Source organism: Rhizobacter sp. SG703 (genome assembly GCF_012275445.1).
Classification (GTDB): Bacteria; Pseudomonadota; Gammaproteobacteria; order Burkholderiales; family Burkholderiaceae_C; genus Rhizobacter.
This window is the reverse complement of sequence record NZ_JAAZQK010000006.1, coordinates 308,050-332,885: the sequence shown is the minus strand read 5'-3', so window position 1 is coordinate 332,885 and position 24,836 is coordinate 308,050. Positions and strand designations below refer to the sequence as shown.

The following is a 24,836-nucleotide window of genomic DNA, read 5'->3' as shown; positions in this document are numbered from 1 at the left end:
GGCACGGCCGGCCAGCGCAGACCCGCAGGCACGAGGCCGGGTTGCGGTGCGCAAGGCACACGGTGGGCAGTGGTGGAGGGTGGGAGCCGGGAGCATGTTCCGCAATGACTACTGGGCGCGGGAAGGAGGCTGAAGACGCGGTCGCCGCCGGTAAGCGAGGACCCTGCTTCGATGTCTCCTGCCTGGAAACCTTTTTGACAGGGGTTCGTTCTTTGTTTCTCTGCCATGCCGGGCTGTGTGCCGCCTCGTCGCGTGGGGACGGGGCCTGACTGCGGGCCGGGCATGTTGCATCACCTGTTGGCCGGGCCCTCGGGCTCGGCCGCCACCGCCGTCGCAAGCGCGGGTTCAACGCCATCGACGTTAAACTCAGATAAATCAAACACTTACGACAACAACGTGGTGCAACGCATTATAGGGGCCAAAGCAGGTCGGCCGGCAAGCACCGCGGTGGGGGCTCCGGCCGGGGCGGCTGCGCCGGCCGTCCAGCAGGTCGAGGTCGATGAAGGCTCCGAGGGCCAGCGGCTCGACAATTTCCTGATCAAGCTGCTGAAGGGCGTGCCCAAGACCCACGTCTATCGCGTGATCCGCTCCGGCGAGGTGCGCGTCAACAAGGGCCGGGCCGCCGCCGATACCCGCCTGGCGATCGGCGACCTGGTGCGCGTGCCGCCGGTGCGCACGGCCGATCCGTCGGCGGTGCCGCCCGCGCCGGCGCGCGAATTCCCGGTGGTGTTCGAGGACGAGCACCTGATCGCAATCAACAAGCCGGCCGGCGTCGCGGTGCACGGCGGCAGCGGCGTCAGCTCGGGCGTCATCGAGCAGCTGCGCCAGGCGCGGCCGACCGCCCGCTTCCTCGAACTGGTGCACCGGCTCGACAAGGAGACCTCCGGCCTGCTGCTGATCGCGAAGAAGCGCTCGGCGCTGGTCGCGTTGCAGGAGCAGTTCCGCAGCCGCGAGACCGGCAAGACCTATGCGGCGCTGGTGGTCGGCGCCTGGCCGGCGTCGCGCAAGGTCATCGACGTGGCCCTGCACAAGTTCCTGACCGGCGAAGGCGAACGCCGCGTGCGGGCCGTCCTTCGACAAGCTCAGGATGATCGGGCCCTTCGACAGGCTCAGGGTGACCGGGAGCCCGAGGGCCGCCGCTCGATCACGCTGGTGCGCATCGCGCAGGCCTATGCCGGCTTCACGCTGCTCGACGTGACCATCAAGACCGGCCGCACGCACCAGATCCGCGTCCACCTGGCGCACGAGGGCCACCCGATCGCCGGCGACGAGAAGTACGGCGATTTCGCGGTCAACAAGGCGCTGGCGCGCGGCGAGGCGGTGAAAGGCGTGCGCTTCGAGCGGATGTTCCTGCACGCGCGGCGGCTGCGCTTCGAGCACCCCGCCAGCGGCGAGGCCATCGAACTCGAGGCGCCGTTGCCGGCAGAATGCAGTTCGTTCCTCCAGACCCTGCCGTCATGAACCGTCCTCGCCAGTTCGATCTGATCGCCTTCGATTGGGACGGCACGCTGTTCGACTCGACCACGCTGATCGCCCGCTGCATCCAGGCGGCCTGCGCCGACGTGGGCACCGTGGTCCCGAGCGACGAAGCCGCCAGCTACGTGATCGGGCTCGGCCTGGCCGAGGCGCTGCAGCATGCCGCGCCGGGCCTGACCCGCGAGCAGTACCCGGCGCTGGCCGACCGCTACCGCCACCACTATTTCGCACGCCAGCACGAGATCGTGCTGTTCCCCGGCACGCTGGAGATGCTGGCTGCGCTGAAGGCCCGCAACCACTGGCTGGGCGTCGCCACCGGCAAGTCGCGCCGCGGGCTCGACGAAGCGCTGCGCAGCGCCGACCTGCTGCGCCATTTCGACGCCACCCGCACCGCCGACGAGACCGCGTCGAAGCCGCACCCGCAGATGCTGCACGAGCTGATGGCCGAGTTCGGCGTCGAGCCCGAACGCACGCTGATGATCGGCGACACCACGCACGACCTGCAGATGGCGATGAACGCCGGCGTCGCCAGCGTCGGCGTCAGCTACGGCGCGCATGCGCCGGAGGCCTTCGACAGCTTGGCGCCGCGCTTCGTCGCGCATTCGGTGCCCGAGTTGGGCGAGTGGCTGAGGCAACATGGCTGATCCGCTGCTGCCGCCGTCGCTGATGCCCGCGCCGGCCGAACGGCGCCACCTGTGCGCCGCGACGCAGCTGGTCGAGAAGGGCAGTGCGCTGGTGTTCGACGTGCTGCAGTACCGCGAGCCCACGCGGGCCTTCGCGCTGCGCTTCGACGGCCGCGTCGTCGCCTACCTGAACCGCTGCGTGCACGTGCCGACCGAGATGGACTGGCAGCCCGGCGAGTTCCTCGACAGCGGGCGCGAGTTCATCCTGTGCTCGATCCACGGCGCGGCCTACGACCCGCTGAACGGCCGCTGCGTCGCCGGCCCGTGTGGCCGCGGCAAGCTCACGGAATTGCGCGTCGAGGAAGAGGCCGGCGAGGTCTATTGGTATCCTTCGCGCGACGTCCAACCCGCCTTCGCAGACCGAGAGTCCTGAACGAAGGCCGCCGAAAGCCCTGCATGAATCCGCACGACGAGTTGCCCTCGCCCGACGCTGCCGCGCCTGTTCCTTCTCCTGCGCTGCCCGCGGCGCCGGCTCCCGTTGCCGCGGCCGCCCGGCCGTCGATGGAAGAGACCGTCGACGAACTGGCCCGCGCCTTCTTCAAGGACCGTCGCACCGATCGCCGCTGGAAGCTGTTCTTCCGCTGGAGCTGGCTGCTGCTGTTCGCGGTGATCGCGTGGGCGCTGGTGACAGCGCGCAACCATGCGGCCACGCCGAGCGGGCCGCACACCGCGCTGGTCGAGGTGCGCGGCGAGATCGCCTCCGACACCGAGGCGAGCGCCGAGCTGCTGGTCGGCGCGCTGAAGAACGCGTTCGAAGACGAAGGCGCGCAGGCCATCGTGCTGCGCATCAACTCGCCGGGCGGCAGCCCGGTGCAGGCCGGCATCATCAACGACGAGATCCGCCGGCTGAAGGCCAAGCACCAGAAGAAGGTGTATGCGGTGGTCGAGGAAACCTGCGCGTCGGGCGCGTACTACATCGCGGTCGCAGCCGACGAGATCTACGCCGACAAGGCCTCGATCGTCGGCTCGATCGGCGTGCTGATGGACGGCTTCGGCTTCACCGGCGCGATGGAGAAGCTGGGCGTCGAGCGCCGGCTGCAGACCGCAGGCGAGAACAAGGGCATCGGCGATCCGTTCTCGCCGGTCAGCGAGAAGCAGCGGGCCTACACGCAGGCGATGCTCGACCAGATCCACCAGCAGTTCATCGGCGTCGTGAAGGAAGGCCGCGGCAAGCGGCTGAAGATCGGTCCCGACACCTTCAGCGGCCTGTTCTGGAACGGCCAGCAGGCGCTGGAGATGGGCCTGATCGACCACCTCGGCAACCTCGACATGGTGGCGCGCGACGTGGTGAAGGCCGAAGAGGTGATCGACTACACGCCGCGCGACAACGTCGCCGAGCGGCTGGCCAAGCGCTTCGGCGCGTCGATCGGGGCGGGTGCGGTGCGCGCGCTGCAGAGCACGCTGAATTTGCGCTGAGGGTCGCGCCTCCGATGCGCTGCGCCCGGATCGGCATCCGGGCTACACCAGCATGCCGCGCTTCTCGATGAAGGCGACCACCTCGGCAAGGCCGGCGTGGGTCTTCAGGTTGCTCATCACATAGGGCCGGCTCGGCCGCATGCGTTTCGTGTCGGCCTCCATCACCGACAGGTCGGCGCCGACATGGGGTGCGAGGTCGGTCTTGTTGATCACGAACAGGTCGCTCTTCGTGATGCCGGGGCCGCCCTTGCGCGGGATCTTCTCGCCGGCCGCGACGTCGATCACGTAGATCGTCAGGTCGCTCAGTTCGGGACTGAAGGTGGCCGCCAGGTTGTCGCCGCCGGACTCGATGAACACGATGTCGGCATCCGGGAACTTGCCGAGCATGCGGTCGACCGCTTCGAGGTTGATCGACGCGTCTTCGCGGATCGCGGTGTGCGGGCAGCCGCCGGTCTCGACGCCCATGATGCGCTCGGCCTCCAGCGCGCCGGCCACCGTCAGCAGGCGCTGGTCTTCCTTGGTGTAGATGTCGTTCGTGACGACCACCAGGTCGTAGCGTGCGCGCATCGTCTTGCACAGCATCTCGACCAGCGTGGTCTTGCCGGAACCGACCGGGCCGCCGACGCCGACGCGCAGCGGCGGCAGTTTCTTCGTGCGGTGGGGAATGCTGTGCAGTGCGGCGCTCATCGGGGCAGGCTCGGTTCGTTCGGGGGACGAACCGAGTGTAGTGCCCGTCGCGGGCGCCGTGCGTTCAGCCCTTCTTGGCGGGCGGCTTGCCCCCGCCCTGGCCGCCTGCCGGGCGCAGCGCCAGCACGTCGCCGATCTTCTGGCAGGTGCCGGTGATGGTTTCGCCGTTGCGGCCGGCGAAGCTCGCGGTGGCGCCTTCGGCCTTGCCGTTGCAGGCCGCGATCGCCTCGGGCGGCGGTGCGGGCGGCTTGCCGCCTTGCGGCGGCGTCGGGTCGGCGGCGAAGCCGGCCAGCGGGAGCGCCAGCAGCACGGTGGCCGCGGCGGCGGTGATGGTGATGGTGCTTCTGAGGGTCGTCATGTCGCTGTCTCCTTCGTGTGGTGATTCATGCCGCGATGCCGACGGTCAGCGCGGCGGTGTAGCCGGCCGCGACGCTGCCGCTCAGCGTGGCCATCTGCAGCGTGGTGCCGTCGCTGAACACGTTGTCGGTCGCGAAGCTCATCTGGTTCAGGTGGGTCACGCTCGCGCTGTAGCCGCTGGCGGAGCTGTAGATGGTGCTGCAGTCGGCGACCGGGAAGGCCATCTGCGAGGTCTTGATCTTGCTGGTCGACGAGGTTGCGGTGGCGAGGCTGCGGTACACCTCGAAATGGATGTGCGGCATGCGGCCCGAATAGCAGCCGGGGAACACCGTGCTGAACGTGACCTGGCCGTTGGCATCGGTCTCTTGCACGCCGCGCAGGTAGTTCTGGTCCGTGACGCCCGACGAGTACATCGAGTAGCGGCCCTCGCGGTCGCAGTGCCACAGGTAGATGGCATGGCCCGACAGGTCGGCGCAGCTGGCGTTGGTGTCGACCAGCGTCAGCGTGACCGTCAGCGTGACGCCGGCCGCCGTGCCGAGGCTGGCGGGCAGGCTCGGGCGGATGTCGCTGCGCACGATGCCGCTGACACCCAGCACGTTGGCGATGCTGCCGTTCACGGTGTTCGAGCCGTCGCCGGGGTACGGGCCGGCGGTTTCCTCGGGGATCACCGAGCACGATGCCGAGGTGCCGGAGTCGGAAGATCCACCGGAACCATCCGACCCGCTGGAGCTGGAGGAGCTGCTGGAGTCGGTGCTTGCGGCACTGCCACCACCACCGCAGCCGAGCAACGACGCCGCGCCGACACCGGCCAGCCAGGTCAGCGCGCGGCGGCGCTGCATGACCTGCAGGTCGTGGACGAGGCCGAAGTCGTGCTCGTCGGGCTGTCCGAGGGACTGGCATGAGGCGTGGACGAGGTCGGGTTGACGATCGCGATGGAGGTTCGGCATGGCAGTGGCACGAGGCGGTGGCTGTGGAACTGCCCATGCTCGCGGCCGGCTGTATCGCGAATATCGATGCTTTGTATCAACTTGGACACGGTCCATTTGAACTGTGTCTGGAGGCGCGGACGCGAGCTGTTCAGGCGCTTGGCAGCAGCAGCCGGGCCCGCAGCCCGCCGTCGGGCCGGTTCGACAGGCTCAGGCGGCCGCCGAGCCGCTCGGCCAGGTCGCGGGCGATGTACAGGCCGAGCCCGTTGCCACCGCTGGTGCTGTTGCCGACCTCCCCATGGCGTGCGCCGTCGACCCGGTAGAACGGCCGGAACACGGCTTCCAGCTGGTCTTCGGGGATGCCGGGGCCGCGGTCGTCGACGCGCAGTTCCAGTTCGCCGGGAGACCCGAGCAGGCTCAGTTCGGCCGAACCGGCATGGCGCAGCGCGTTGCCGATCAGGTTGCCGAGGATCCGGCCGAGCGCTTCCGGCTGCGCGAGGACCACCGCGTCGCCGGCGCTGTCGTCGGCGATGCGCACCGCCAGTCCTTGCTCGACCCGGTCGTCGACCTGCGCCTGCAGCAGCGCGCGCAGGTCGACGCGCTGGTGCGCCTGCGGCGCATGTTGGTCGCGGACCATCGCCAGCACGCTGCCGATCAGCGCATCCATCTCCCGCAGGTCGGCGATGCAGCGCTCGGTCTGCGTGCCGGGCTCCATCGTCTCGAGCCGCAGGCGCAGCCGGGCCAGCGGCGTGCGCAGGTCGTGCGAGATCGCGGCCATCAGCAGGCCTTGCGCATCGAACTGCTGGTGCAGGCGCTGCGCCATCGTGTTGAAGACCTGCGCGGCCTGGCGCACCTCGCGCGTGCCTTCGTGCTCGTCGAGCGTCGGCGCCGGCCGGCGTTGTGCGATGGCCTGGCCGAGCGAGCGCGACGCGTCGGCGAGCCGGCGCATCGGCTGCGACAGCCACTGCGCGCCCCACCAGGCGGCGCCGCCGATCACGAGGAAGCGCACCAGGTAGTCGAGCCACAGCGCGCGCAGCGGCGGCGAGCCGCCGGGCTGCCGGTCGGGCGGCGGTCTGCCCCGTCCGCCGTCGGGCAGCACCCCGGGCGGCAGCGACGACAGCGGCGGCACACCCATGCCGTCCGGCCCGGGCCCCGGTGCCGGCACGCGCATCGGTCGCGCCTCGCCCAGGCCATCGGCGAGGCTGCGCACCGCCGCAAAGCTGAGGAAGTGACTCGCCACCAGCGCGACCCACATCAGCAGCATCAGGCGCTTGAACAGCGTGTCGCCGAACAGCCGCCGCAAGCGGTGCCGCAGGTTCAAGCGCCCGCCCCGCCGTCGAACAGGTAGCCCTCGCCGCGCACGGTGCGGATCAGCGTCGGCTCGTCGAGCTTCTGGCGCAGCCGCGACACCGTCAGGTCGATGCTGCGGTCGGTCACGTCGGCGCCCGGCGCGCGCGTCAGGTCGAGCAGCTGGTCGCGGCTCAGCACCCGGTTCGGGTGGTCGACGAAGGCCGACAGCAGCCGGAACTCCGCCGACGACAGCGCCACCACCACCTGCTGCGGCGAGGTCAGCTGGCGGCGCAGCCGGTCGAAGGTCCAGCCGGCGAACTGCAGCACGGTCGCGGTCGGCGCCGCGACCGGAGCGGCCCCGGCGCGGCGCAGCACCGCATGGATGCGCGCCACCAGCTCGCGCGGCTCGAAGGGCTTGGGCAGGTAGTCGTCGGCGCCGAGCTCCAGCCCGACGACGCGGCTCGCCGGATCGCCCTGCGCGGTCAGCATGATCACCGGCAGCGGCGCGACCTCGCGCACCCAGCGGAACACGTCGAGTCCGTTGCCGTCGGGCAGCATCAGGTCGAGCAGCAGCACCTTGAACGGGTCGGGGCCGCCCAGGCCCGCGCGCAGCACGCGGCGCAGGCTCGCGGCATCGGCCACCGCGGTCACCCGCATGCCGTAGCGCTGCAGGTAGTCGCTGACGAGCTGGCGCAGGTCGAGGTCGTCGTCGACCAGCAGGGCGTGGATCATCGTCAGGACCGGAACAGCCGCGAGTACTGCGCTTCGTGGCGCGCCGACAGGATCGCGAGCATCGGCGTGAAGGCCTGGCGTTCGCCGTGCGTGGCCGCGATCGCGCGATCGACCGCCGGCGGGATCGCGTCGGCCAGCGCCGCCAGCACGCGCTGGCCGGCGTTCTGCCCGAGCGGCACCGCCTTCAGCGCGGCCTGCACCATGTTCTCCGCCCAGCCGAAGCACAGGCTCAGCAGGGCGTCGCGCAGCGGTGCGCCGGTCTGCGCGGCGGCCAGCGCGAACGACACCGGCCAGGTCGGTGCCGGCTTCAGCGTGACCAGCATCGCGATGCGCGGATCGGCCAGCCCGCGGTTCTTCAGCCACTCGAGCAGCGAGCGGCCCATCTGCTCGGTCTGCAGCCGCATCTCGCTGCTTTCGCGGGTCTGCACGACCCAGTCGTTCAGGTCGCGGATCGCGTCGAGGTCGTCGCGCTGCCAGGCGCCGAAGGCCTTGGCGGCCAGCGCCAGGTCGCTGCGGGCCAGCCCGAGCCGCAGCTGGTCGAGCAGCCAGGCGGCGGCCTGCGCCTCGGTGGCGACGAGCCCGGCATCGACCGCCGATTCCAGCCCTTCGGAATAGCTGAAGCCGCCGACCGGCAGCGCCGGCGAGGCCAGCCACATCAGCTGCAGCAGCGAGGCGGCGCCGGTCGGCGCGGGGGCGCGGCGGACGCGGGGCATCGCGGGTCAGTGGTCGTGGCCGCGGTGATCGTGGCCAGCGTGGCCGGCGTGGCCATGGTCGTGGCCCTCATGCCCGTGGTCATGGTCCCCGTGGTCATGGTGGTCGTGCCCGTGGTGCCCATGCCCGCCGCCGGCCGCATACGCACCGCCCTCGGGTTCGAACGCCGCGGTCGCCGGGTTCACGATCAGGTGCATCTGCCGCAGCATGTCGGCCAGCACATGGTCGGGTTCGAGCTTCAGGTGATCGGGCTTCAGTTCGAGCCGCACATGGCGGTTGCCCAGGTGGTAGGCGGCGCGCAGCAGGTCGAACGGGGTGCCGTGCTGCGTGCAGTGCGTCACGACCAGCACCGGCTGCGGCGCCGCGACGACGCGGATCAGCGAGCCGTCTTCGGCCACCAGCACGTCGCCGCCGCGTGCCGCGGTGCCGCGTGGCAGGAACACGCCGAGCGTGCGGCCCTGCGAGTCGGTGGCGTCGAAGCGGCTCTTCTGGCGCACGTCCCAGTCGAGCTCGACGGAAGCGGCGCGTTTGACGAGGGCAGGGGCCAGTCCATGGCCCTGCGCAAGGAGTTTGTTCACGGTCAGCATGGTGCGAGTGTGGCAGTAAACCCGGGGGGATTCTCGTTCAGGATCCGGGTCGGGCGGCCGATATTCCAACGGATCAGAACCAGCAGGAGACCCCCATGAAACTGCTCCAGGATGTCCGCATCGGCGTGCGCCTCGCCCTCGGATTCGCGAGCGTGCTGCTGCTGTCGTGCGCCACCATCGGCCAGAGCTTCTTCGAGATGTCGCAGCTGCAGGGGCGCTTCGACGACCTGGCCGGCATGACGATGCCGGCGATGAACGGCGTGTCCGAACTGGCCACGGCGGCGCGCGGCATGCGCGGCGCGCAGGAACTGCTGGCCACGCGCTGGAGCGAGTCCGAGCGGGCGACGCAGGCCGACGCCTTCAGGAAGCACCATGCGCGCTTCGTCGAGCAGATGAAGCTGTTGCGCGGCCTGCCGCGGGCCGATGCGATCGAGTCGCAGCTGGCCCCGGTGGACGGCGCGCTGAAAGCCTACGAGACCAGCTCGGCCGAGATCGAACGGCTGCTCGCCAGCAGCGACGATTCCGAGCGCTTCCAGAAGGTCAAGAAGCTGCTCGAAGGCGAGACGCTCGCCGCCTTCACGATGCTGAGCAAGGCGGCCGCCGAACTCACCAAGGTGATCCGCGACGATGCCGACGCCCGCATCGCCGCGGCCAGCACCGGCAACCAGCGCTCGCGCACCGCGATGGCCGTCGGCGGTGCGATCGCGCTCGCGCTCGGCAGCCTGCTGGCGTGGGGCCTGACGACCAGCGTCGTGCGCCCGATGCGCAGCGGCATGGCGGCGCTTCTGCGCATCGCCGGCGGCGACCTGTCGGGCCGCATCGACAGCGAGCGCCGCGACGAGATGGGGCAGCTCATGGCGGCCCTCGCGCAGATGCAGGACAACCTGCGCACCGCCGTCGGCGACATCCGCACGTCGAGCGATTCGGTCTACAGCGCCGCGTCCGAGATCGCGCAGGGCAACCTGTCGCTGTCGGACCGCACCGAGCGGCAGGCCGCCAGCCTGGAAGAGACGGCGTCGTCGATGGAGACGATGTCGGCCACCGTGAAGGAAAGCGCCGGCACCGTGAACCGCGTCGAGGAGATCTCGCGCAGTGCCCGCCAGGCGGCCGGCCGCGGCCAGCAGGTGGTCGGCGACGTGGTCACGACGATGCAGGAAATCCAGCAGTCGAGCGACCGCATCGCGTCGATCATCTCGGTGATCGACGGCATCGCGTTCCAGACCAACATCCTCGCGCTGAATGCCGCGGTGGAAGCGGCACGCGCCGGCGAGCAGGGCCGCGGTTTCGCGGTGGTGGCCGGCGAGGTGCGCAGCCTTGCGCAGCGCAGCGCCGGTGCGGCGCGCGAGATCAAGCAGCTGATCACCGACAGCGCCGAGAAGGTCGGCAGCGGCTCGCGCCACGTGGCCGATGCCGGCCGCGTGATGCAGGACATCCACCAGCAGGTGTCGAGCGTCAACGACCTCGTCGGTGAGATCCGCCGCTCGGCTGCGCAGCAGCACAGCGGCATCGAGCAGGTGACGCAGGCGGTGTCGCTGCTCGACCATTCGACGCAGGAGAACGCGGCGCTGGTCGAAGAGGCATCGGCATCGGCCGAGAGCCTGAAGCTGCAGGCTCAGAAGCTCCTCGAGTCGGTCGCGGCTTTCAAGACCGAGGCCGAGGCCGATGCGGTCGCGCCGGCATCGGTAAAACCTGTGCTTCACGGCCATCCGGCAGCACGCGGCGTCGATCTTGTATCCGCTTGAAACGGCGCTCTCAGACTCTCCGAATAGGTCGCATCGGCAAGGCGTGAGCCGATGTAACCAAGAGCAAGAAGTTTGCAAGCACTTCGTTTGGAACCGATTCCAAGCGGTCAGAAATGACCGATGAACGGTTGCTCTTCGATATCGCTGTCCGATGTGCGCTGACGCGCGGCCTCGCTGGGATGCAAATATTCATCGGCATCCTGAAGAGAGTGTGCGCTCTCTTCGTAAAAACGTGTCCATTCGCACGATCGTGCTTTGACCGCTATCCGACGGTTCCCCTCGGCTTACAGGCTTTCGTGGCGCAGCGTGCAGCATCCAGGCCTTGTTTCTGCCACGTCCTTGGAGGAGAAGCCTGTGAAACACCATGTACTGCGCAGCTTGCGCAACGGTTCGATGCTGGGGCTGCATTGCGCCCTGGCGATCCTGCTGGTCGGATGCGGTTCCGGCGACGGGGGCAGTTCCGCCGCCGCCGACAGCAACAACGCCAGTTCGAGCGACCTCGGCGACCGCTCGCGCCCGATGGCGGTCGGCGATCCGATCGGCGTCGCGCTGACACCCGTCGCGGCCACCGCCAGCGCGGCCGAGCGCGGAGACCTGTCGGCAGCCGCCGCGATCGACCATGACGACAACACCCGCTGGAGCAGCGGCTTCACCGACGACCAGAACCTGACGCTGGACTTCGGCCAGTCGGTGAGCATCACCCGCGTGCGCATCAACTGGGAGCGCGCCCATGCCACCAAGTACCTGCTGCAGGTCTCGAACGACAAGTCGAACTGGGTCACGATCAAGACCGTCGACAACAGCCAGGGCGGCATCGAGGACTGGACCGGCCTGAGCGGCCAGGGCCGCTACCTGCGCGTGCAGGGCGTCACCCGCTCGTCGCAGTACGGCTATTCGATCTTCGAGATCCAGGCCTTCACCGGCACGACCTCGGCACCTGCGCCGGCCCCTGCACCTGCGCCGGCCCCCGCCCCGGCACCGGCGCCCAGCCCCGCGCCTTCACCGGCGCCCGCGCCGAGCCCGGCACCGGCCCCGAGCCCGGCCCCCGCGCCTGCTCCGGCCCCCGCGCCGGCACCTGCCCCGGCTCCCGCGCCCGGCCAGCCCGGCGTCGCGATCAAGCCGGTGACTGCCACCTCGTCGGCCCTTGAGAACGGCGGCATGCCCGCCACCAACACGATCGACGGCAATGCCGGCACGCGCTGGTCGAGCCAGCAGGAAGACGGTGCCTGGATCCAGTGGGACTTCGGCAAGAAGACGCCGATCGGCGCGCTGAAGCTGACCTGGGAGAACTCGTACGGCAAGGAGTACGCACTGCAGGTCTCCGATGACGGCCAGTCCTGGTCGCAGGTGCGCTACGTCAGCGCCGGCAAGGGCGGCACCGAGGCGTTCTACAACCTCGGCATCAACCCGCGTTACGTACGCCTGCAGGGCGTTGCGCGCGGCACGCAGTACGGCTACTCGCTGTGGGAAGTCGAGTTCAAGAGCCCGGGCTCCGACAACACCATGCCGACGCTGGCCACCGCGCCGCTGAAGGCGCCGACCAGCGGCACCGGCATGATGCCGCTGCCGACGCAGGCCGATCCGGTCGAGACGCTGCAGTTCACGCTGGCCGACGGCACCCTGGTCACGCGCTTCGGCATCCGCGGCCTGGCCCGCCATGGCCGCGAGCGCGGCGAAGACTGGAACGAGATCGGCCAGGGCCCGAACGAGACCGTGGATGCCAACGGCAACCCGGTGGACAAGGGTCCGGGCAACTTCCTGACCTTCGTGCCGAACTACTTCAAGAACCGCACCTGGGGCTTCGAGATCATCGACAACAGCCGCGTGGCGGGCGTGACCGCCCCGACGCTGCGCGTCAACCACTACTTCACGCAGGACCAGTTGCCCGGCGGCGTGGCGTGGTTCCGCGCCTTCGATCGCGTGGGCGTCACCGGCTACGGCTGGATGAACCCGGGCCAGCTGGTCAACGACAAGGTCACGATCTGCCCGCCGGTGGCCTACCCGCCGAACGGCCGGTTGTTCAGCAACAGCATCCTGAACAACGACTGCAGCCTGACGGTCAAGGACTACCCCGGCCACGGCGACATCGGCGCCGACGGCATGCCCAACGGCAGGAACGTGCCCGCACGTCCGCTGGTGGCAGGCGACGTGATCGAGGTCTCGCCGTCGTTCTTCTCGACCAAGGAGGCGATGGCCGCCAAGGGCGACAACGGCGGCATCCGCTACTACGCGGGCGAGTGGACCTACGTGGTCGGCACGGGCCTGCGCCCGTGGTATGGCGTGCAGCCGCGGCTGATGAACGCACCGCTGCCGGCCGAGACGCTGCAGGGCGGCACCGGCTCGCTGTCGTACGACTATGCCGACAACGGCACCTTCATCTTCCAGCAGCCGCACATCAACGTCGGCATGCAGAACATGCAGCGCTTCGTCGAAGGCCGTCGCACGATCCACACCAACATGTTCACCGGCGACCACAACGAGCCGGGCAACGACCGCTTCGACGCGCTGGTGGGGCTGCAGGGGCCGCGCTACAACCAGTCGTCGTGCATCGCGTGCCACGTGAACAACGGCCGCAGCCCGGCGCCGGCAGCGGTGAACCAGCGGCTGGACTCGATGTCGGTGCACACCGCGGCGATCAATGCCCAGGGCCAGCAGGTGCCCGACTCGCGCTACGGCGTGGGCGTGCAGATGAATGCCCGCGGTGCCGACGGCACGGTGCAGGATTGGGGCAACGGCGTGCGCGTCGCGGGCTTCGACACCCAGACCGTGAAGCTGTCCGACGGCACGTTGGTGGAATTGCGCAAGCCGAAGCTGGCCTTCGACGGCCCGACGCCGCAGGTCATCTCGCTGCGCGCTGCTCAGCCGATGCTGGGGGCCGGCCTGCTGGAAGCGATTCCGGAAGCCGACATCCTGGCGCGTGCCCGCAGCACGCCGGACGCCGACGGCATCAAGGGCCAGGCGAACTTCGTGTTCGACCCGGAGACCGGTGACGTGCGCCTGGGCCGCTTCGGCTGGAAGGCCGGCAAGTTCAGCCTGCGCCACCAGGCGGCCTCGGCCCTGCTGCAGGACATGTCGGTGACGACGCCGGTGTACCCGAGCCGCGACTGCCTGGCCGGCCTGCCGACCTGCCGCACGAAGAGCGAGCGCGGCCTGTCGGAAACCGAACTGCAGTCGATCTCGCGCTACCTGCAGTTGCTGGCCGTTCCGGCACAGCGCAGCCTGGTGAGCGGGTTCCCGAAGGGCGTGGCACCGCTGGCGGATCTGGACGTCGACCCGGTCAAGGTGGCCAACGGCGCGAAGGTCTTCAAGACGCTGAACTGCGTGGCCTGCCACGTCAGCGAGGTGAAGACCGGCTCCGGCCACCCGCTGGCCGAGCTGCGCAACCAGACCATCAAGCCGTACACCGACCTGCTGCTGCACGACATGGGAGCCGACATGGCCGACAACTATGTCGAAGGCACGGCCGCCGGCAACCTGTGGCGCACCTCGGCCCTGTGGGGCATCGGCTACACCGACCGCGTGATGGGCACGGCCGGCAAGGTCGGCTACCTGCACGACGGACGTGCCCGCACGCTGACAGAAGCGGTGATGTGGCACGGTGGCGAGGCCGCCAACGCACGCGGCCGCTTCGCGGCGCTGTCGACGGCGGATCGGCAGGCGCTGCTGGCGTTCCTGCAGTCGCTCTGATCGCAAGCGCTTCGCGATGACAAAGCCCCGCTTCGGCGGGGCTTTTTTACATCTTCTGGAGTTCTCCGTTGATGCAGCTGCTGACGAATGGCTTCTGGAGAAGCCCGGAGGTGAGCCCCGACTGCATCAGTTTCATCTCCTGTTCATCAGCGCTGAATCGGCGAAGGACTTCAGTGGCGAAACAAGTTGCGAGCTGTATGTCTTCTTCACAGACGGTTTTGCGGCTCATCATGCGACAGATCGCTGTGACGCCAAGATTTCGACGCAGCCGTGCGTGCTTCTTGAGTTTCTCTCTGCACCGACATGGCCGCAGGGTCGGACGTTGGAGCGGTCGAGTGAATGACGGGGTGATGCAGGGGCGGGGTTGTGCGGTTCATGTCAGCTCACGTGCCCGTTCCTGACCTTGTCGCATTCAACTCACTCTGGACATGCCCGTAGCGATTTTTCTTCAGGCTAAAACAGGAAATACCGCTGTGCCATCGGCAGCACCGTCGCCGGCTCGCAGGTCAGCAGCACGCCATCCGCCCGCACTTCGTAGGTCTGCGGGTCGACCTCGATCTTCGGCGTGAAGCCGTTGTGGACCATGTCGGCCTTGCTGATGCTGCGCGTGTTGCTCACCGCCACCGCGCGTTTCTTCAACCCCAGCTTCTCCGGCACGCCGGCATCGAGCCCGGCCTTCGAGACGAAGGTGACGCTGGTGTCGTGCATCGCGCCGGCGTACGAGCCGAACATCGGCCGGTAGTGCACCGGCTGCGGCGTCGGGATCGACGCGTTCGGGTCGCCCATCGCCGCCGCGGCGATGAAGCCGCCTTTCAAGATGAGCGACGGCTTCACGCCGAAGAAGGCCGGCTTCCACAGCACCAGGTCGGCCAGCTTGCCGACCGCGATCGACCCCACCTCGTGCGAGATGCCCTGCGTGATCGCCGGGTTGATCGTGTACTTCGCGATGTAGCGCTTGACGCGGAAGTTGTCGTGCCGCGCGCTGTCTTCGGGCAGCGTGCCGCGCTGCGCCTTCATCTTGTGGGCCGTCTGCCAGGTGCGGATGATCACCTCGCCGACCCGGCCCATCGCCTGGCTGTCCGACGACATCATCGAGAACACGCCGACGTCGTGCAGGATGTCCTCGGCCGCGATGGTCTCGCGGCGGATGCGGCTTTCGGCGAAGGCCAGGTCCTCGGCGATCGACGCATCGAGGTGGTGGCACACCATCAGCATGTCGAGGTGTTCGTCGATGGTGTTCACCGTGTACGGCATCGTCGGGTTGGTCGACGACGGCAGCACGTTCGGCAGCCCGGCCGCCTTGATGATGTCGGGCGCATGCCCGCCGCCCGCGCCTTCGGTGTGGAAGGTCGCGATGGTGCGGCCCTTGAACGCGTCGATCGTGCTCTCGACGAAGCCCGATTCGTTCAGCGTGTCGGTGTGAATCGTGACCTGCACGTCGTGCCGGTCGGCCACGCTCAGGCAGTTGTCGATCGCCGCCGGCGTGGTGCCCCAGTCCTCGTGCAGCTTCAGGCCGTATGCGCCGGCCTCGATCTGCTCGTCGAGCGCGCCGGGCAGGCTCGCATTGCCCTTGCCCTGGAAGCCCAGGTTCATCGGGAAGGCCTCGGCGGCCTTCAGCATCTGGTGGATGTACCAGGGCCCGGGCGTGCAGGTGGTCGCGAAGGTGCCGGTGGCCGGGCCGGTGCCGCCGCCGAGCATCGTGGTCACGCCGCTCATCAGCGCCTCTTCGATCTGCTGCGGGCAGATGAAGTGGATGTGGGTGTCGATACCGCCGGCGGTGACGATGTTGCCTTCGCCGGCAATGATCTCGGTGCCGGGGCCGATCACGATGTCGACGCCGGGCTGCACGTCGGGGTTGCCGGCCTTGCCGATGCCGGCGATGCGGCCGGCCTTCAGGCCGATGTCAGCCTTCACGATGCCCCAGTGGTCGACGATCAGCGCGTTGGTGATCACCGTGTCGGCCACGTCCTTCGACAGGCGCTGGCCCTGGCCCATGCCGTCGCGGATGGTCTTGCCGCCGCCGAACTTGACCTCTTCGCCGTAGCCGCCGGCGAGCAGCGTGAAGTCTTTCTCGACCTCGACGACGAGTCCGGTGTCGGCCAGGCGCACGCGGTCGCCGGTGGTCGGGCCGAACATCTCGGCATAGGCGCGGCGGTGGATGGTGGCCATCAGAGCGCTCCCTGCACGTCGCCGCGGAAGCCGTAGACCCGGCGGTCGCCCGCATAGTCGACCAGCTCGACCGTGCGCTGCTGCCCCGGCTCGAAACGCACCGCGGTGCCCGACGCGATGTTCAGCCGCATGCCGCGCGCGGCCGTGCGGTCGAACTTCAGCGCCGGGTTGGTCTCGGCGAAGTGGTAGTGCGAGCCGACCTGCACCGGCCGGTCGCCGCTGTTCTCGATCACCAGCGTGATCGTGCGGCGGCCGACGTTGATCTCGATGTCGGGCCCGTCGGTGAGCAGTTCGCCTGGAATCATCGCCGGCCCCTTCAGTTGACCAGCAGCGCGATGCCGAACAGCGCGACCGCGCTGCCCGCGACGCGCGGCAGCCAGGCCGAACGCGAACGCAGCAGCAGCCCGATGGCGATGCCCGCGCCATGCAGCAATGCGGTGGCGGCGACCATGCCGGCGAGCGCGAAGGCGGCCGTCGGGCCTGCCAGCTCGGCACCGTGCGCGAGGCCGTGGAACAGCGAGAACACCGCCGCCAGCGCGGCACCGGCCGCCGCCGGCAGGCGCGCGTTGGTGGCGACCAGCAGGCCCAGCACCAGCAGCGACGCGGCGATCATCGGTTCCACCGCCGGCAGCATGAGCCCGGCCAGGCCGAGCAGCGCGCCCGCCAGCAGCGTGCCGCCGAAGGCCAGCGGCGCGAGCCAGACGCGGCGCGAACCCATCGCGCTCCAGACGCCGACGGCGACCATCGCCGCCAGGTGGTCGAGCCCGGTGAACGGGTGGCTGAAGCCGGCGGCCAGCGCGCCGATCGCGTCATGGTGCCGGCCCGCATCGGCACCGGTGTGGGCGAAGGCGAGGGCGGGCAGGCCGAGCGACAAGGCCACGGCAGCGGCGCGCCATGCGTTCGAGCGAGAAGGGGTCGTCATGCAAAGCGCTCCAGATTCATGCAGCAGGTCATGCAATGGGTTGGTGCACGGTCACCAACTTGGTGCCGTCGGGGAAGGTCGCTTCGACCTGGATCTCGGGGATCAGCTCGGCCACGCCGTCCATCACGTCGGCGCGGGTCAGCACCGTCTTGCCTTCGCTCATCAGCGCGGCCACCGTCTTGCCGTCGCGAGCGCCCTCCATGATGGCCGCGCTGATCAGCGCGACCGACTCGGGGTAGTTGAGCTTCAGCCCCCGCGCCTTGCGGCGCTCGGCCAGCAGCGAGGCCGTGAAGATCAGCAGCTTGTCTTTCTCACGCGGCGTCAGTTCCATGGTGGTGCGGGAAGCAGAAGGTGTGCCACATGTTAGGGCGCGTCGCCCGATCGGTGGCATGGGGCTTGCGCTCATGCGTGCATGACGCCTGCCCAGCTCCCTGGTGACACGGTCGCGGTCGGCCCGGCGATCGTGCCGCCGGAGCGCGACGGCGCGCCGGACGAGCGCGCGGTGCAGCGCGTCGTGAAGGTCCGGCGCGACTACAACAGCTGGGTCGCGCGCGAGACGATGGAAGACTACGCGCTGCGCTTCACGCCGCACAGCTTTCGCAAGTGGTCCGAACTGCGCGTGGCCAACACCGCGTTCGGCGCGGCCTCGTTCCTGGTGCTCGAGGCGGTGGGTGCGACGCTGCTGGTGCAGTACGGCTTCCTGAACGCGTTCTGGGCGATCCTCGCGACCGGGCTGATCATCTTCCTCGCCGGGCTGCCGATCAGCTTCTACGCGGCGCGCCACGGGCTCGACATGGACCTGCTGACGCGCGGCGCCGGCTTCGGCTACATCGGCTCCACCATCACCTCGCTGATCTACGCCAGCTTCACCTTCATCTTCTTCGCGCTCGAGGCGGCCATCATGGCCTACGCGCTCGAGCTGGCGTTCGACGTGCCGCCGGCCTGGGGCTACCTGGTCTGCGCGCTGGTGGTGATCCCGCTGGTCACGCACGGCGTCACCGCGATCAGCCGGCTGCAGGTCTGGACGCAGCCGCTGTGGCTGGTGCTGCTGGTCGTGCCCTACGTCTTCGTGCTGCGCCAGAACCCGGGCGCGCTCGACGGGCTGGTGCACTACGCCGGTGCCGAGGGCCGCGGCGCCGGGTTCGACCTCGGCCTGTTCGGCGCCGCGATGACGGTGGGCATCGCGCTGATCACGCAGATGGGCGAGCAGGTCGACTACCTGCGCTTCATGCCCGAGCGCACCGCCGCCAACCGCCGCCGCTGGTGGCTTGGGGTGCTGATCGGCGGGCCGGGTTGGGTGGTGCCGGGCGTGCTGAAGATGCTGGGCGGCGCGCTGCTCGCCTACCTGGCGATCAGCCATTCGGTGCCGGTGGACCGCGCGGTCGATCCCAATCAGATGTACCTCGCGGCCTACGAGTACGTGTTCCCGCACCCGGCGTGGGCGGTCGCCGCGACGGCGCTGCTGGTGGTGGTGTCGCAGCTGAAGATCAACGTGACCAACGCGTACGCCGGTTCGCTCGCGTGGTCGAACTTCTTCGCGCGGCTCACGCACAGCCACCCGGGGCGCGTCGTGTGGGTGGTGTTCAACACGATGATCGCGCTGATGCTGATGGAGCTCGACGTGTTCCGCGCGCTCGGCGAGGTGCTGGGGCTGTTCTCCAACATCGCGATCTCGTGGATCATGGCCGTGGTCGCCGACCTGGTGGTCAACAAGCCGCTCGGGCTGTCGCCGCCGGGCATCGAGTTCAAGCGCGCGCACCTGTACGACGTGAACCCGGTCGGCGTCGGCGCGATGGGCGCTGCCTCGGTGCTGTCGATCGCGGCCTACCTGGGGGTGTTCGGGCCGATGGCGCAGGCCTTCTCGGCGCTGATCGCGCTGGTGACGGCCTTCGTGGCGGCACCGCTCATCGCGTGGGCCACCAAGGGCCGCTTCTACATCGCGCGCCAGAGCCCGGCAGGCCTGTTCACCCGGCTGCAGCACTGCGTGGTCTGCGAACGCGAGTACGAGGCCGACGACCTGGCCCATTGCCCCGCCTACCTCGGCTCGATCTGCTCGCTGTGCTGCTCGCTCGACGCGCGCTGCAACGACCTGTGCAAGCCGGAGGCCAAGCTGTCCACGCAATGGGCGGCGGCGCTGCGGGCGCTGCTGCCGCGCCGCGCCTGGCCCTACATCGACACCGGCCTCGGCCACTACGTGCTGCTGATGGCGGTGGTGGTGCCGCTGCTGGCCGGACTGTTCGCGCTGCTGTACCACCAGGAGCTGCGGCTGCTCGGCGAGCCGGGTGCGGCGCTCGCGTCGGCGCTGCGGCTCGGCTTCGTCAAGGCCTTCGCGGCGCTGCTGCTGGTCAGCGGCATCGTCGCCTGGTGGCTGGTGCTGACGCACAAGAGCCGCCAGGTGGCGCAGGAGGAATCGAACCGCCAGACCCAGGCAGTGCACGAGCAGACGCAGGCTCTGCGGCGCGAGATCGATTCGCACCGCCGCACCGACCTGCAGCTGCAGCAGGCCAAACGCAGCGCCGAGCTCGCGAACCAGGCCAAGAGCCGCTACATCACGACGGTGAGCCACGAGCTGCGCACGCCGCTGAACAGCATCCTCGGCTATGCGCAATTGCTCGACGAGGACGCGTCGATCCCGCCGCACCGCCAGCAGGCGATCGGCGTGATCCGGCGCGGCGGCGAGCACCTGCTGTCGCTGATCGAAGGCACGCTCGACATCGCCCGCATCGAAGGCGGCAAGCTGCGGCTCGAATCTCAGCCGATGCACCTGCGCGACGGCGTGCAGCAGATCGTGCGCATGTTCGAGCTGCAGGCCGCCGGCAAGGGGATCGCGTTCAGCCACGAGCTGTCGCAGGCGCTGCCCGAGGTGGTGCGCAGCGACGAGAAGCGGCTGCGCCAGATCCTGATCAACGTGCTGGGCAATGCCGTCAAGTTCACGCAGGCCGGCCACGTGGTGTTCCGCGCCGCCTATGCGCGCGAGATGGCCACCTTCGAAATCGAGGACACCGGCCCGGGCATCGCGCCCGAAGAGATCGAGCATGTGTTCGAGCCGTTCGCGCGCGGCAGCGATGCCGGCACCGCGGCCAGCGGCGGTACCGGACTCGGCCTGACGATCAGCAAGATGCTGGTCGACCTGATGGGCGGCGAGATGACGGTGCATAGCACGCTGCAGGTCGGCACGCTGTTCCGCATCCGGCTGTTCCTGCCCGCTGCGCGCGACGCGGTGGCGGTTCAGGCGCCGCGCATCGCGCGCATCGGCTACCAGGGCGCGCGGCGCCGCGTGCTGGTGGTCGACAACGAGGAGGTCGACCGCGCGCTGCTCGCGAGCGTGCTGGAGCCTCTGGGCTTCGAGATTCACCAGGCCGCCTCCGGCGACGAATGCCTGCGCCTGCTGCGCAGCGTCGTGCCAGACGCCATCCTGATGGACCTGGCGATGCCGGGCATCGACGGCTGGGCCACGATCCGCGCGATCCGCGGCCAGGGGTTGAGCTCTGCGCCGGTGGCCATCGTCTCGGGCAATGCCTTCGACAAGGACCTGGACAACGACGTCGGCATCACGCCGGCCGATTTCGTGCTGAAGCCGGTGCGCGTGCACGAGCTGCTCGACTGGCTGGGTGCGCGCCTCGGGCTGCAGTGGGTGGAGGCGATGCCGGTGTCGACCGCCACGGCGGCGGCGCCCGCGGCGACGGCGCCGGCCGACTGGGTGCTGCCCGATGCCGAGGCGCTGCGCGCGCTGGACGAGTTGGTGCGCCTCGGCTACTTCCGCGGCATCGTCCAGAGGCTCGACCGGATCGAGGCCGAGCATCCCGCCTGCGCCGGCTTCGTGGACCACGTGCGCGACCTGGTGCGCAAGTTCCAGCTGGAGGCGGTGAGCCGCATCCTCGAGAAGGCCTTGCACCGATCGCTGGCGGCCGGCCCCGCGCGCTGATCGTGCGGCAGATCTCACGGCCGTGCGCATCGCGGGTCGGTCGCGACGACAGTGGTTGACATTCCAGGAGGAATTCCTCCATAAATGTTGCTCAAAGTTGCCCCACGTTTCGCCGAGTAGCGAATCCAAGAGGCAGCCATGCGCGGTAATGCGGTCCGTCAGAACAGAGGCTTCACGCTCATCGAGGTGATGGTCGTCGTCGCGATCGTCGCGATCCTGGCCCGCGTGGCATTGCCGGCGTACCTCGACCACCTGAGGCGCGGCCGCATTCCCGATGCCACCGCGACCCTGTCGACGCTGCAGACCCGGATGGAGCAGTGGTTCCAGGACAACCGCAGCTACTACACCAGCGCAAGCGTCAAGACCTGCGGCGTCACCGCCAGCACGTCGAGCCATTTCAGTTTCAGCTGCACGGCATCGTCCGACACCGCCTACGTCTGGACGGCCACCGGGATCGGGGCGATGGCCGGCTTCAGCTACACCATCAACCAGGACGGCACGCAGACCTCGGCGGTCACCGGCGTGTCCGGCTGGACCTCGCCGACCGGCAATTGCTGGGTCACGAAGAAGGGTGGGGTGTGCTGATGGCCGCCGTGCATCGCTCCTGCGCCCGCGGCATGACCTTGGTCGAGCTGATGGTGGGCCTGGCGGTGTTCGCGGTGCTGCTGCTGCTGTGTGTGCCGTCGTTCGCAGACTGGCTGCGCAATGTGCGCGTTCGCAGTACTGCCGAGTCATTGCAGAACGGCCTGCAATCGGCACGCGCCGAGGCCGTGCGGCGCAATGCGGTGGTGCGCTTCCAGCTGGTCGACACGCTGGCCGACGATTGCCAGATCAGTGCGAGCGGCCCGCACTGGGCGATCAACCTTGGTGCCGCGCAGAGCCCGGCCGGCGCCTGCGCGACGGCGCTCGGCGCTGGCGCCGCACCGAACCTGCTGCGGGTGAGCCCGGTGGTGGCCGGCGACGCTGCGGCCACGCTCTCAGCCACTCGCCCGGTGATCGCCTTCGACGGCCTCGGCCGGCAGACCTCGACGACATCTCCCGCGTCCAGTGCGGCCCTGCTCAGCATCGCGGTCGGCGCAAGCGGCCAGAGCTGCGCGCCGGCCGGCACGACGCGTTGCCTGAAGGTGGTCGTCAGTCCGGCCGGCGAGGTTCGCATGTGCGATCCGGCGCGCAGCGCCGGCAACACCGCTGCCGACGCGATGAGCTGCCCGAGCAACGCATGAGCCACCCGATGAGCCTTCGCATGATCCCTCTTCGTTTCCCACCGCGTCGCGGCGCCCGCGGCTTCTCGCTGATCGAGGTGCTCTGCGCACTGCTGATCTTCGCGGTCGGCGTTCTGGGCCTGTTGAAACTGCAGGCGGTATCGGTGCAGCAGGCGTCCGGCGCTCGCTACCGCGCCATCGCGGCGGCCCAGGCCGCATCGCTGATCGGCAGCCTGTGGACCACCGACCGCAGCGCGGCCACGTTGCAGGCGCAGTTCGGCAGTGCGGCGGGCGGCCCCGGCTACACCAGCTGGCGGGCTTCGGTCGAGGCGTCGGGGCTGCCGAACGTTGCCGGCAAGGCACCCACCGTGAGCTTCACCACCGTGCCGGGCGGCGGCTCGGCAACTGCCAGCAGCCTGGCCACCGTCACCATCTTCTGGAAGGCCGCCGGCGATGGCGACTACCGCAACCACGTCGTTCTGGCGCAGGTGAAATAGATGGGTCGACGCACTGCTTCCCTTCCCCGGCGCCGTGCAAGCGAGCGCGGCTTCAGCCTCGTCGAGTTGATGGTCGCGCTGTTGATCGGCATGGTGGGCGTGGTGGTGGTGATGCGCCTGTTCGCGTCGGCCGAAGGCGACAAGCGCACCACGACCGGCGGCAATGATGCCCAGGCGGCGGGCGGGCTGGCGCTGTATGAGCTGCAGCGCGAGATCGCACAGTCGGGCCACGGCATCGGCAACTTCTTGATCCTAGGCTGCGGCCTGTCATACACCACCAGCCGTGACACGGCGGCGGTCACGCTCGATGTGCTGGCGCCGGTGGTGGTCAACCCGCGAACCGCGCTGGTGCCAGCCGGCGACAGCGGTACCGACACGCTGCTGCTCGTCACCGGCGCCTCGGCCGGGCCATCCGAAGGCGATGCCACCATCGCGGCGTCGGTCGCCGGTCGCTACGACGTCAGCACCGCCGGAATGTTCGGCGTCGGCAACCGCGTGGTGGCGGCCACGGCGACGCGGCCGAGCCCCTGTGCGCTGACGCTGGATACCGTCAGCGCGATCAGCGGATCGACGCTGACCGTTTCACCCGGCACGGCCGGCCTGCCGTCCGGCAGCAGCGTGTTCGACCTGGGCGTGGCGCCTCGCGTGCAGGCCTATGCGGTGCGCCAGGGCAGCCTGACCGTGTGCGACTACCTGGCCTGGGATTGCGGCAGCAGCAACTACATCGGCAACCCGGACGTGTGGGTGCCGCTGGCCGGCAACATCGTCGGCCTGCGTGCGCAGTATGGCCGCGACACCTCCGGCGTGGCCGGCTCCGCGATGAGTGGGGTCGTCGACACCTGGGACCAGACCACGCCGGGCGGCGCTGCGGACACCAGCGGCCTGCCACTGGAGTGCCGCTGGGCGCGCGTGGTGGCGCTGCGGCTGGCGGTCGTAGCGCGCAGCCCGGCCTACGACAAGGGCACCGTTACCTCGGCGGCCCCGACGTGGGACGGCTCGACGGCCAACACCAGCCTCTCGGCCGCATGGACCACGCTGACGCCGGTCGCGCTGCCGATCGACCTGAGCGCCAATGCCGACTGGATGCACTACCGCCACCGGGTGTTGCAGGCCACCGTGCCGTTGCGCAACCTGATCTGGCAGGGCTCGCAGCTCACTTACCAAGGAGGGTCTGGCGGATGCTGAGCCTGCAATGCAATGCGAAAGGCCGGCAGCAGGGGGTGATCCTGGTGCTGGTGCTGATCGTGCTGGTAGCGCTGACGCTCGCCGCGGTGGCGCTGAGCCGCTCCACCGTGACGGCCAATGGCATCGCCGGCAACCTCGGCTTCAAGCAATCGGCCACCAGCTCGGCCGACCAGGGCCTGGAGGCCGCAGTGGCCTGGCTGGAGAACAACACCGGCCAGGCGAACTCTGCCAGCGCAAGCACTTGCGCCAGCGGCAGCACGGTGCTGGCCTGCGACCAAGCTGCGCGCGGCTACCTTGCGACGCGACAGGACCCGGGCGCCGCACAGGATTGGCCGGATCTGTGGGCCGCACTGGTCAGCGCCGGCGCGCAACCGGGCCAGCCCAACGGCGGTGCGGCGGATGCGGCGGGCAACAGTGTGGCGTACCTCATCCAGCGCATGTGCAGTGCCGCCGGCGATCCGGCCAACGGCAACTGTTCGTCGCTGCCCGACGCGGTCGGCTGCGGCAGCGGCATGGGCCTGAACAGCAATGGTGGCGGTGGCAATCTGAATTGCAAGAGCCAAGCGTATTACCGCATCACGGTGCAGGTGAGCGGGCCGCGCAACACGACGGCCTGGGTGCAGGCCATGGTGGCCTTGTGAG

Annotated in this window: 24 protein-coding genes; 13 read left to right on the top strand and 11 right to left on the bottom strand. The window is 69.5% G+C overall.

The genetic code is table 11. From position 1 onward, the window contains the following. Positions 1 to 447: 447 nt before the first annotated feature. The 4 genes from FHT26_RS14810 to FHT26_RS14795 are packed head-to-tail and all read left to right on the top strand — an operon-like array spanning position 448 to position 3,575. Positions 448 to 1,461, top strand: coding sequence for an RluA family pseudouridine synthase (locus FHT26_RS14810; RefSeq protein ID WP_349238152.1), 1,014 nt, complete (start codon positions 448 to 450; stop codon positions 1,459 to 1,461). Continuing rightward, positions 1,458 to 2,120, top strand: coding sequence for an HAD family hydrolase (locus FHT26_RS14805; protein ID WP_168560877.1), 663 nt, complete (start codon positions 1,458 to 1,460; stop codon positions 2,118 to 2,120). Before FHT26_RS14810 ends, FHT26_RS14805 begins: the two co-directional genes overlap by 4 nt. Beyond that, positions 2,113 to 2,532 (top strand): Rieske (2Fe-2S) protein, encoded by a 420-nt coding sequence (locus FHT26_RS14800; protein ID WP_168560876.1) that lies wholly within the window; start codon positions 2,113 to 2,115, stop codon positions 2,530 to 2,532. Before FHT26_RS14805 ends, FHT26_RS14800 begins: the two co-directional genes overlap by 8 nt. A 23-nt stretch (positions 2,533 to 2,555) precedes the next feature. Next, on the top strand, positions 2,556 to 3,575 hold the full coding sequence (locus FHT26_RS14795) for a S49 family peptidase (RefSeq protein WP_168560875.1): 1,020 nt from the start codon (positions 2,556 to 2,558) through the stop codon (positions 3,573 to 3,575). Positions 3,576 to 3,617: 42 nt separating this feature from the next. Here the strand turns inward: FHT26_RS14795 and ureG are convergent, their stop codons facing one another. The 7 genes from ureG to ureE all read right to left on the bottom strand — a co-directional run bounded on the left by ureG (position 3,618) and on the right by ureE (position 8,865). Continuing rightward, entirely contained in the window at positions 3,618 to 4,262 is a 645-nt protein-coding gene (gene ureG / locus FHT26_RS14790) for an urease accessory protein UreG (protein ID WP_168560874.1), read from the bottom strand. Positions 4,263 to 4,326: 64 nt separating this feature from the next. Further along, positions 4,327 to 4,620, bottom strand: a complete 294-nt coding sequence (locus tag FHT26_RS14785) for a hypothetical protein (protein ID WP_168560873.1) — start codon at positions 4,618 to 4,620, stop codon at positions 4,327 to 4,329. 25 nt (positions 4,621 to 4,645) lie between these two features. Next, entirely contained in the window at positions 4,646 to 5,566 is a 921-nt protein-coding gene (locus tag FHT26_RS14780; RefSeq protein ID WP_168560872.1) for a dioxygenase family protein, read from the bottom strand. Positions 5,567 to 5,696: 130 nt separating this feature from the next. After that, positions 5,697 to 6,866 carry an ATP-binding protein gene (locus FHT26_RS14775; protein ID WP_168560871.1) on the bottom strand — a complete coding sequence of 390 codons (1,170 nt, stop codon included), beginning with the start codon at positions 6,864 to 6,866 and terminating at the stop codon, positions 5,697 to 5,699. Then, entirely contained in the window at positions 6,863 to 7,567 is a 705-nt protein-coding gene (locus FHT26_RS14770) for a response regulator (protein ID WP_168560870.1), read from the bottom strand. Before FHT26_RS14770 ends, FHT26_RS14775 begins: the two co-directional genes overlap by 4 nt. Before the next feature lie 2 nt (positions 7,568 to 7,569). Continuing rightward, positions 7,570 to 8,280 (bottom strand): urease accessory protein UreF, encoded by a 711-nt coding sequence (locus tag FHT26_RS14765; protein WP_168560869.1) that lies wholly within the window; start codon positions 8,278 to 8,280, stop codon positions 7,570 to 7,572. 6 nt (positions 8,281 to 8,286) lie between these two features. Continuing rightward, positions 8,287 to 8,865, bottom strand: coding sequence for an urease accessory protein UreE (ureE, locus tag FHT26_RS14760; protein WP_168560868.1), 579 nt, complete (start codon positions 8,863 to 8,865; stop codon positions 8,287 to 8,289). A gap of 95 nt (positions 8,866 to 8,960) precedes the next feature. Between ureE and FHT26_RS14755 the strand changes: the two genes are divergently transcribed. From FHT26_RS14755 to FHT26_RS14745, 3 genes are all read left to right on the top strand, one after another. Continuing rightward, positions 8,961 to 10,607: a methyl-accepting chemotaxis protein gene (locus FHT26_RS14755; protein WP_168560867.1), complete on the top strand. Its 1,647-nt coding sequence runs from the start codon at positions 8,961 to 8,963 to the stop codon at positions 10,605 to 10,607. A 393-nt stretch (positions 10,608 to 11,000) separates the two neighbouring features. Beyond that, positions 11,001 to 14,294, top strand: coding sequence for a di-heme oxidoredictase family protein (locus tag FHT26_RS14750; RefSeq protein ID WP_168561034.1), 3,294 nt, complete (start codon positions 11,001 to 11,003; stop codon positions 14,292 to 14,294). Positions 14,295 to 14,310: 16 nt separating this feature from the next. Then, positions 14,311 to 14,637, top strand: coding sequence for a hypothetical protein (locus FHT26_RS14745; RefSeq protein ID WP_168560866.1), 327 nt, complete (start codon positions 14,311 to 14,313; stop codon positions 14,635 to 14,637). Positions 14,638 to 14,747: 110 nt separating this feature from the next. Here the strand turns inward: FHT26_RS14745 and ureC are convergent, their stop codons facing one another. The 4 genes from ureC to ureA are packed head-to-tail and all read right to left on the bottom strand — an operon-like array spanning position 14,748 to position 17,716. Then, complete coding sequence (gene ureC / locus FHT26_RS14740; RefSeq protein WP_168560865.1) at positions 14,748 to 16,463, bottom strand: urease subunit alpha; 1,716 nt, start codon at positions 16,461 to 16,463, stop codon at positions 14,748 to 14,750. Continuing rightward, the gene (locus FHT26_RS14735; protein WP_168560864.1) at positions 16,463 to 16,768 is read right to left on the bottom strand and encodes an urease subunit beta; all 306 of its coding nucleotides are present in this window, start codon (positions 16,766 to 16,768) and stop codon (positions 16,463 to 16,465) included. Before FHT26_RS14735 ends, ureC begins: the two co-directional genes overlap by 1 nt. An 11-nt stretch (positions 16,769 to 16,779) precedes the next feature. After that, entirely contained in the window at positions 16,780 to 17,385 is a 606-nt protein-coding gene (locus tag FHT26_RS14730; protein ID WP_168560863.1) for a HupE/UreJ family protein, read from the bottom strand. Positions 17,386 to 17,413: 28 nt separating this feature from the next. Continuing rightward, positions 17,414 to 17,716 (bottom strand): urease subunit gamma, encoded by a 303-nt coding sequence (ureA, locus tag FHT26_RS14725; RefSeq protein ID WP_056815720.1) that lies wholly within the window; start codon positions 17,714 to 17,716, stop codon positions 17,414 to 17,416. 81 nt (positions 17,717 to 17,797) lie between these two features. Here ureA and FHT26_RS14720 point away from each other — a divergent pair, with 81 nt between their 5' ends. From FHT26_RS14720 to FHT26_RS14695, 6 genes are all read left to right on the top strand, one after another. Then, positions 17,798 to 21,310, top strand: coding sequence for a hybrid sensor histidine kinase/response regulator (locus FHT26_RS14720; RefSeq protein WP_168560862.1), 3,513 nt, complete (start codon positions 17,798 to 17,800; stop codon positions 21,308 to 21,310). Between the two features lie 138 nt (positions 21,311 to 21,448). Continuing rightward, complete coding sequence (locus FHT26_RS14715) at positions 21,449 to 21,895, top strand: type IV pilin protein (protein WP_168560861.1); 447 nt, start codon at positions 21,449 to 21,451, stop codon at positions 21,893 to 21,895. Then, a complete protein-coding gene (locus FHT26_RS14710; protein ID WP_168561033.1) occupies positions 21,895 to 22,533 on the top strand; it encodes a GspH/FimT family pseudopilin in 639 nt (212 codons plus the stop codon). Before FHT26_RS14715 ends, FHT26_RS14710 begins: the two co-directional genes overlap by 1 nt. 20 nt (positions 22,534 to 22,553) lie before the next feature. Further along, on the top strand, positions 22,554 to 23,009 hold the full coding sequence (locus FHT26_RS14705) for a type IV pilus modification PilV family protein (RefSeq protein ID WP_168560860.1): 456 nt from the start codon (positions 22,554 to 22,556) through the stop codon (positions 23,007 to 23,009). Then, on the top strand, positions 23,010 to 24,194 hold the full coding sequence (locus tag FHT26_RS14700; protein WP_168561032.1) for a PilW family protein: 1,185 nt from the start codon (positions 23,010 to 23,012) through the stop codon (positions 24,192 to 24,194). Continuing rightward, a complete protein-coding gene (locus FHT26_RS14695; protein WP_168560859.1) occupies positions 24,188 to 24,835 on the top strand; it encodes a pilus assembly PilX family protein in 648 nt (215 codons plus the stop codon). The genes FHT26_RS14700 and FHT26_RS14695 overlap by 7 nt, the downstream gene beginning before the upstream one ends. Position 24,836: the final 1 nt, after the last annotated feature.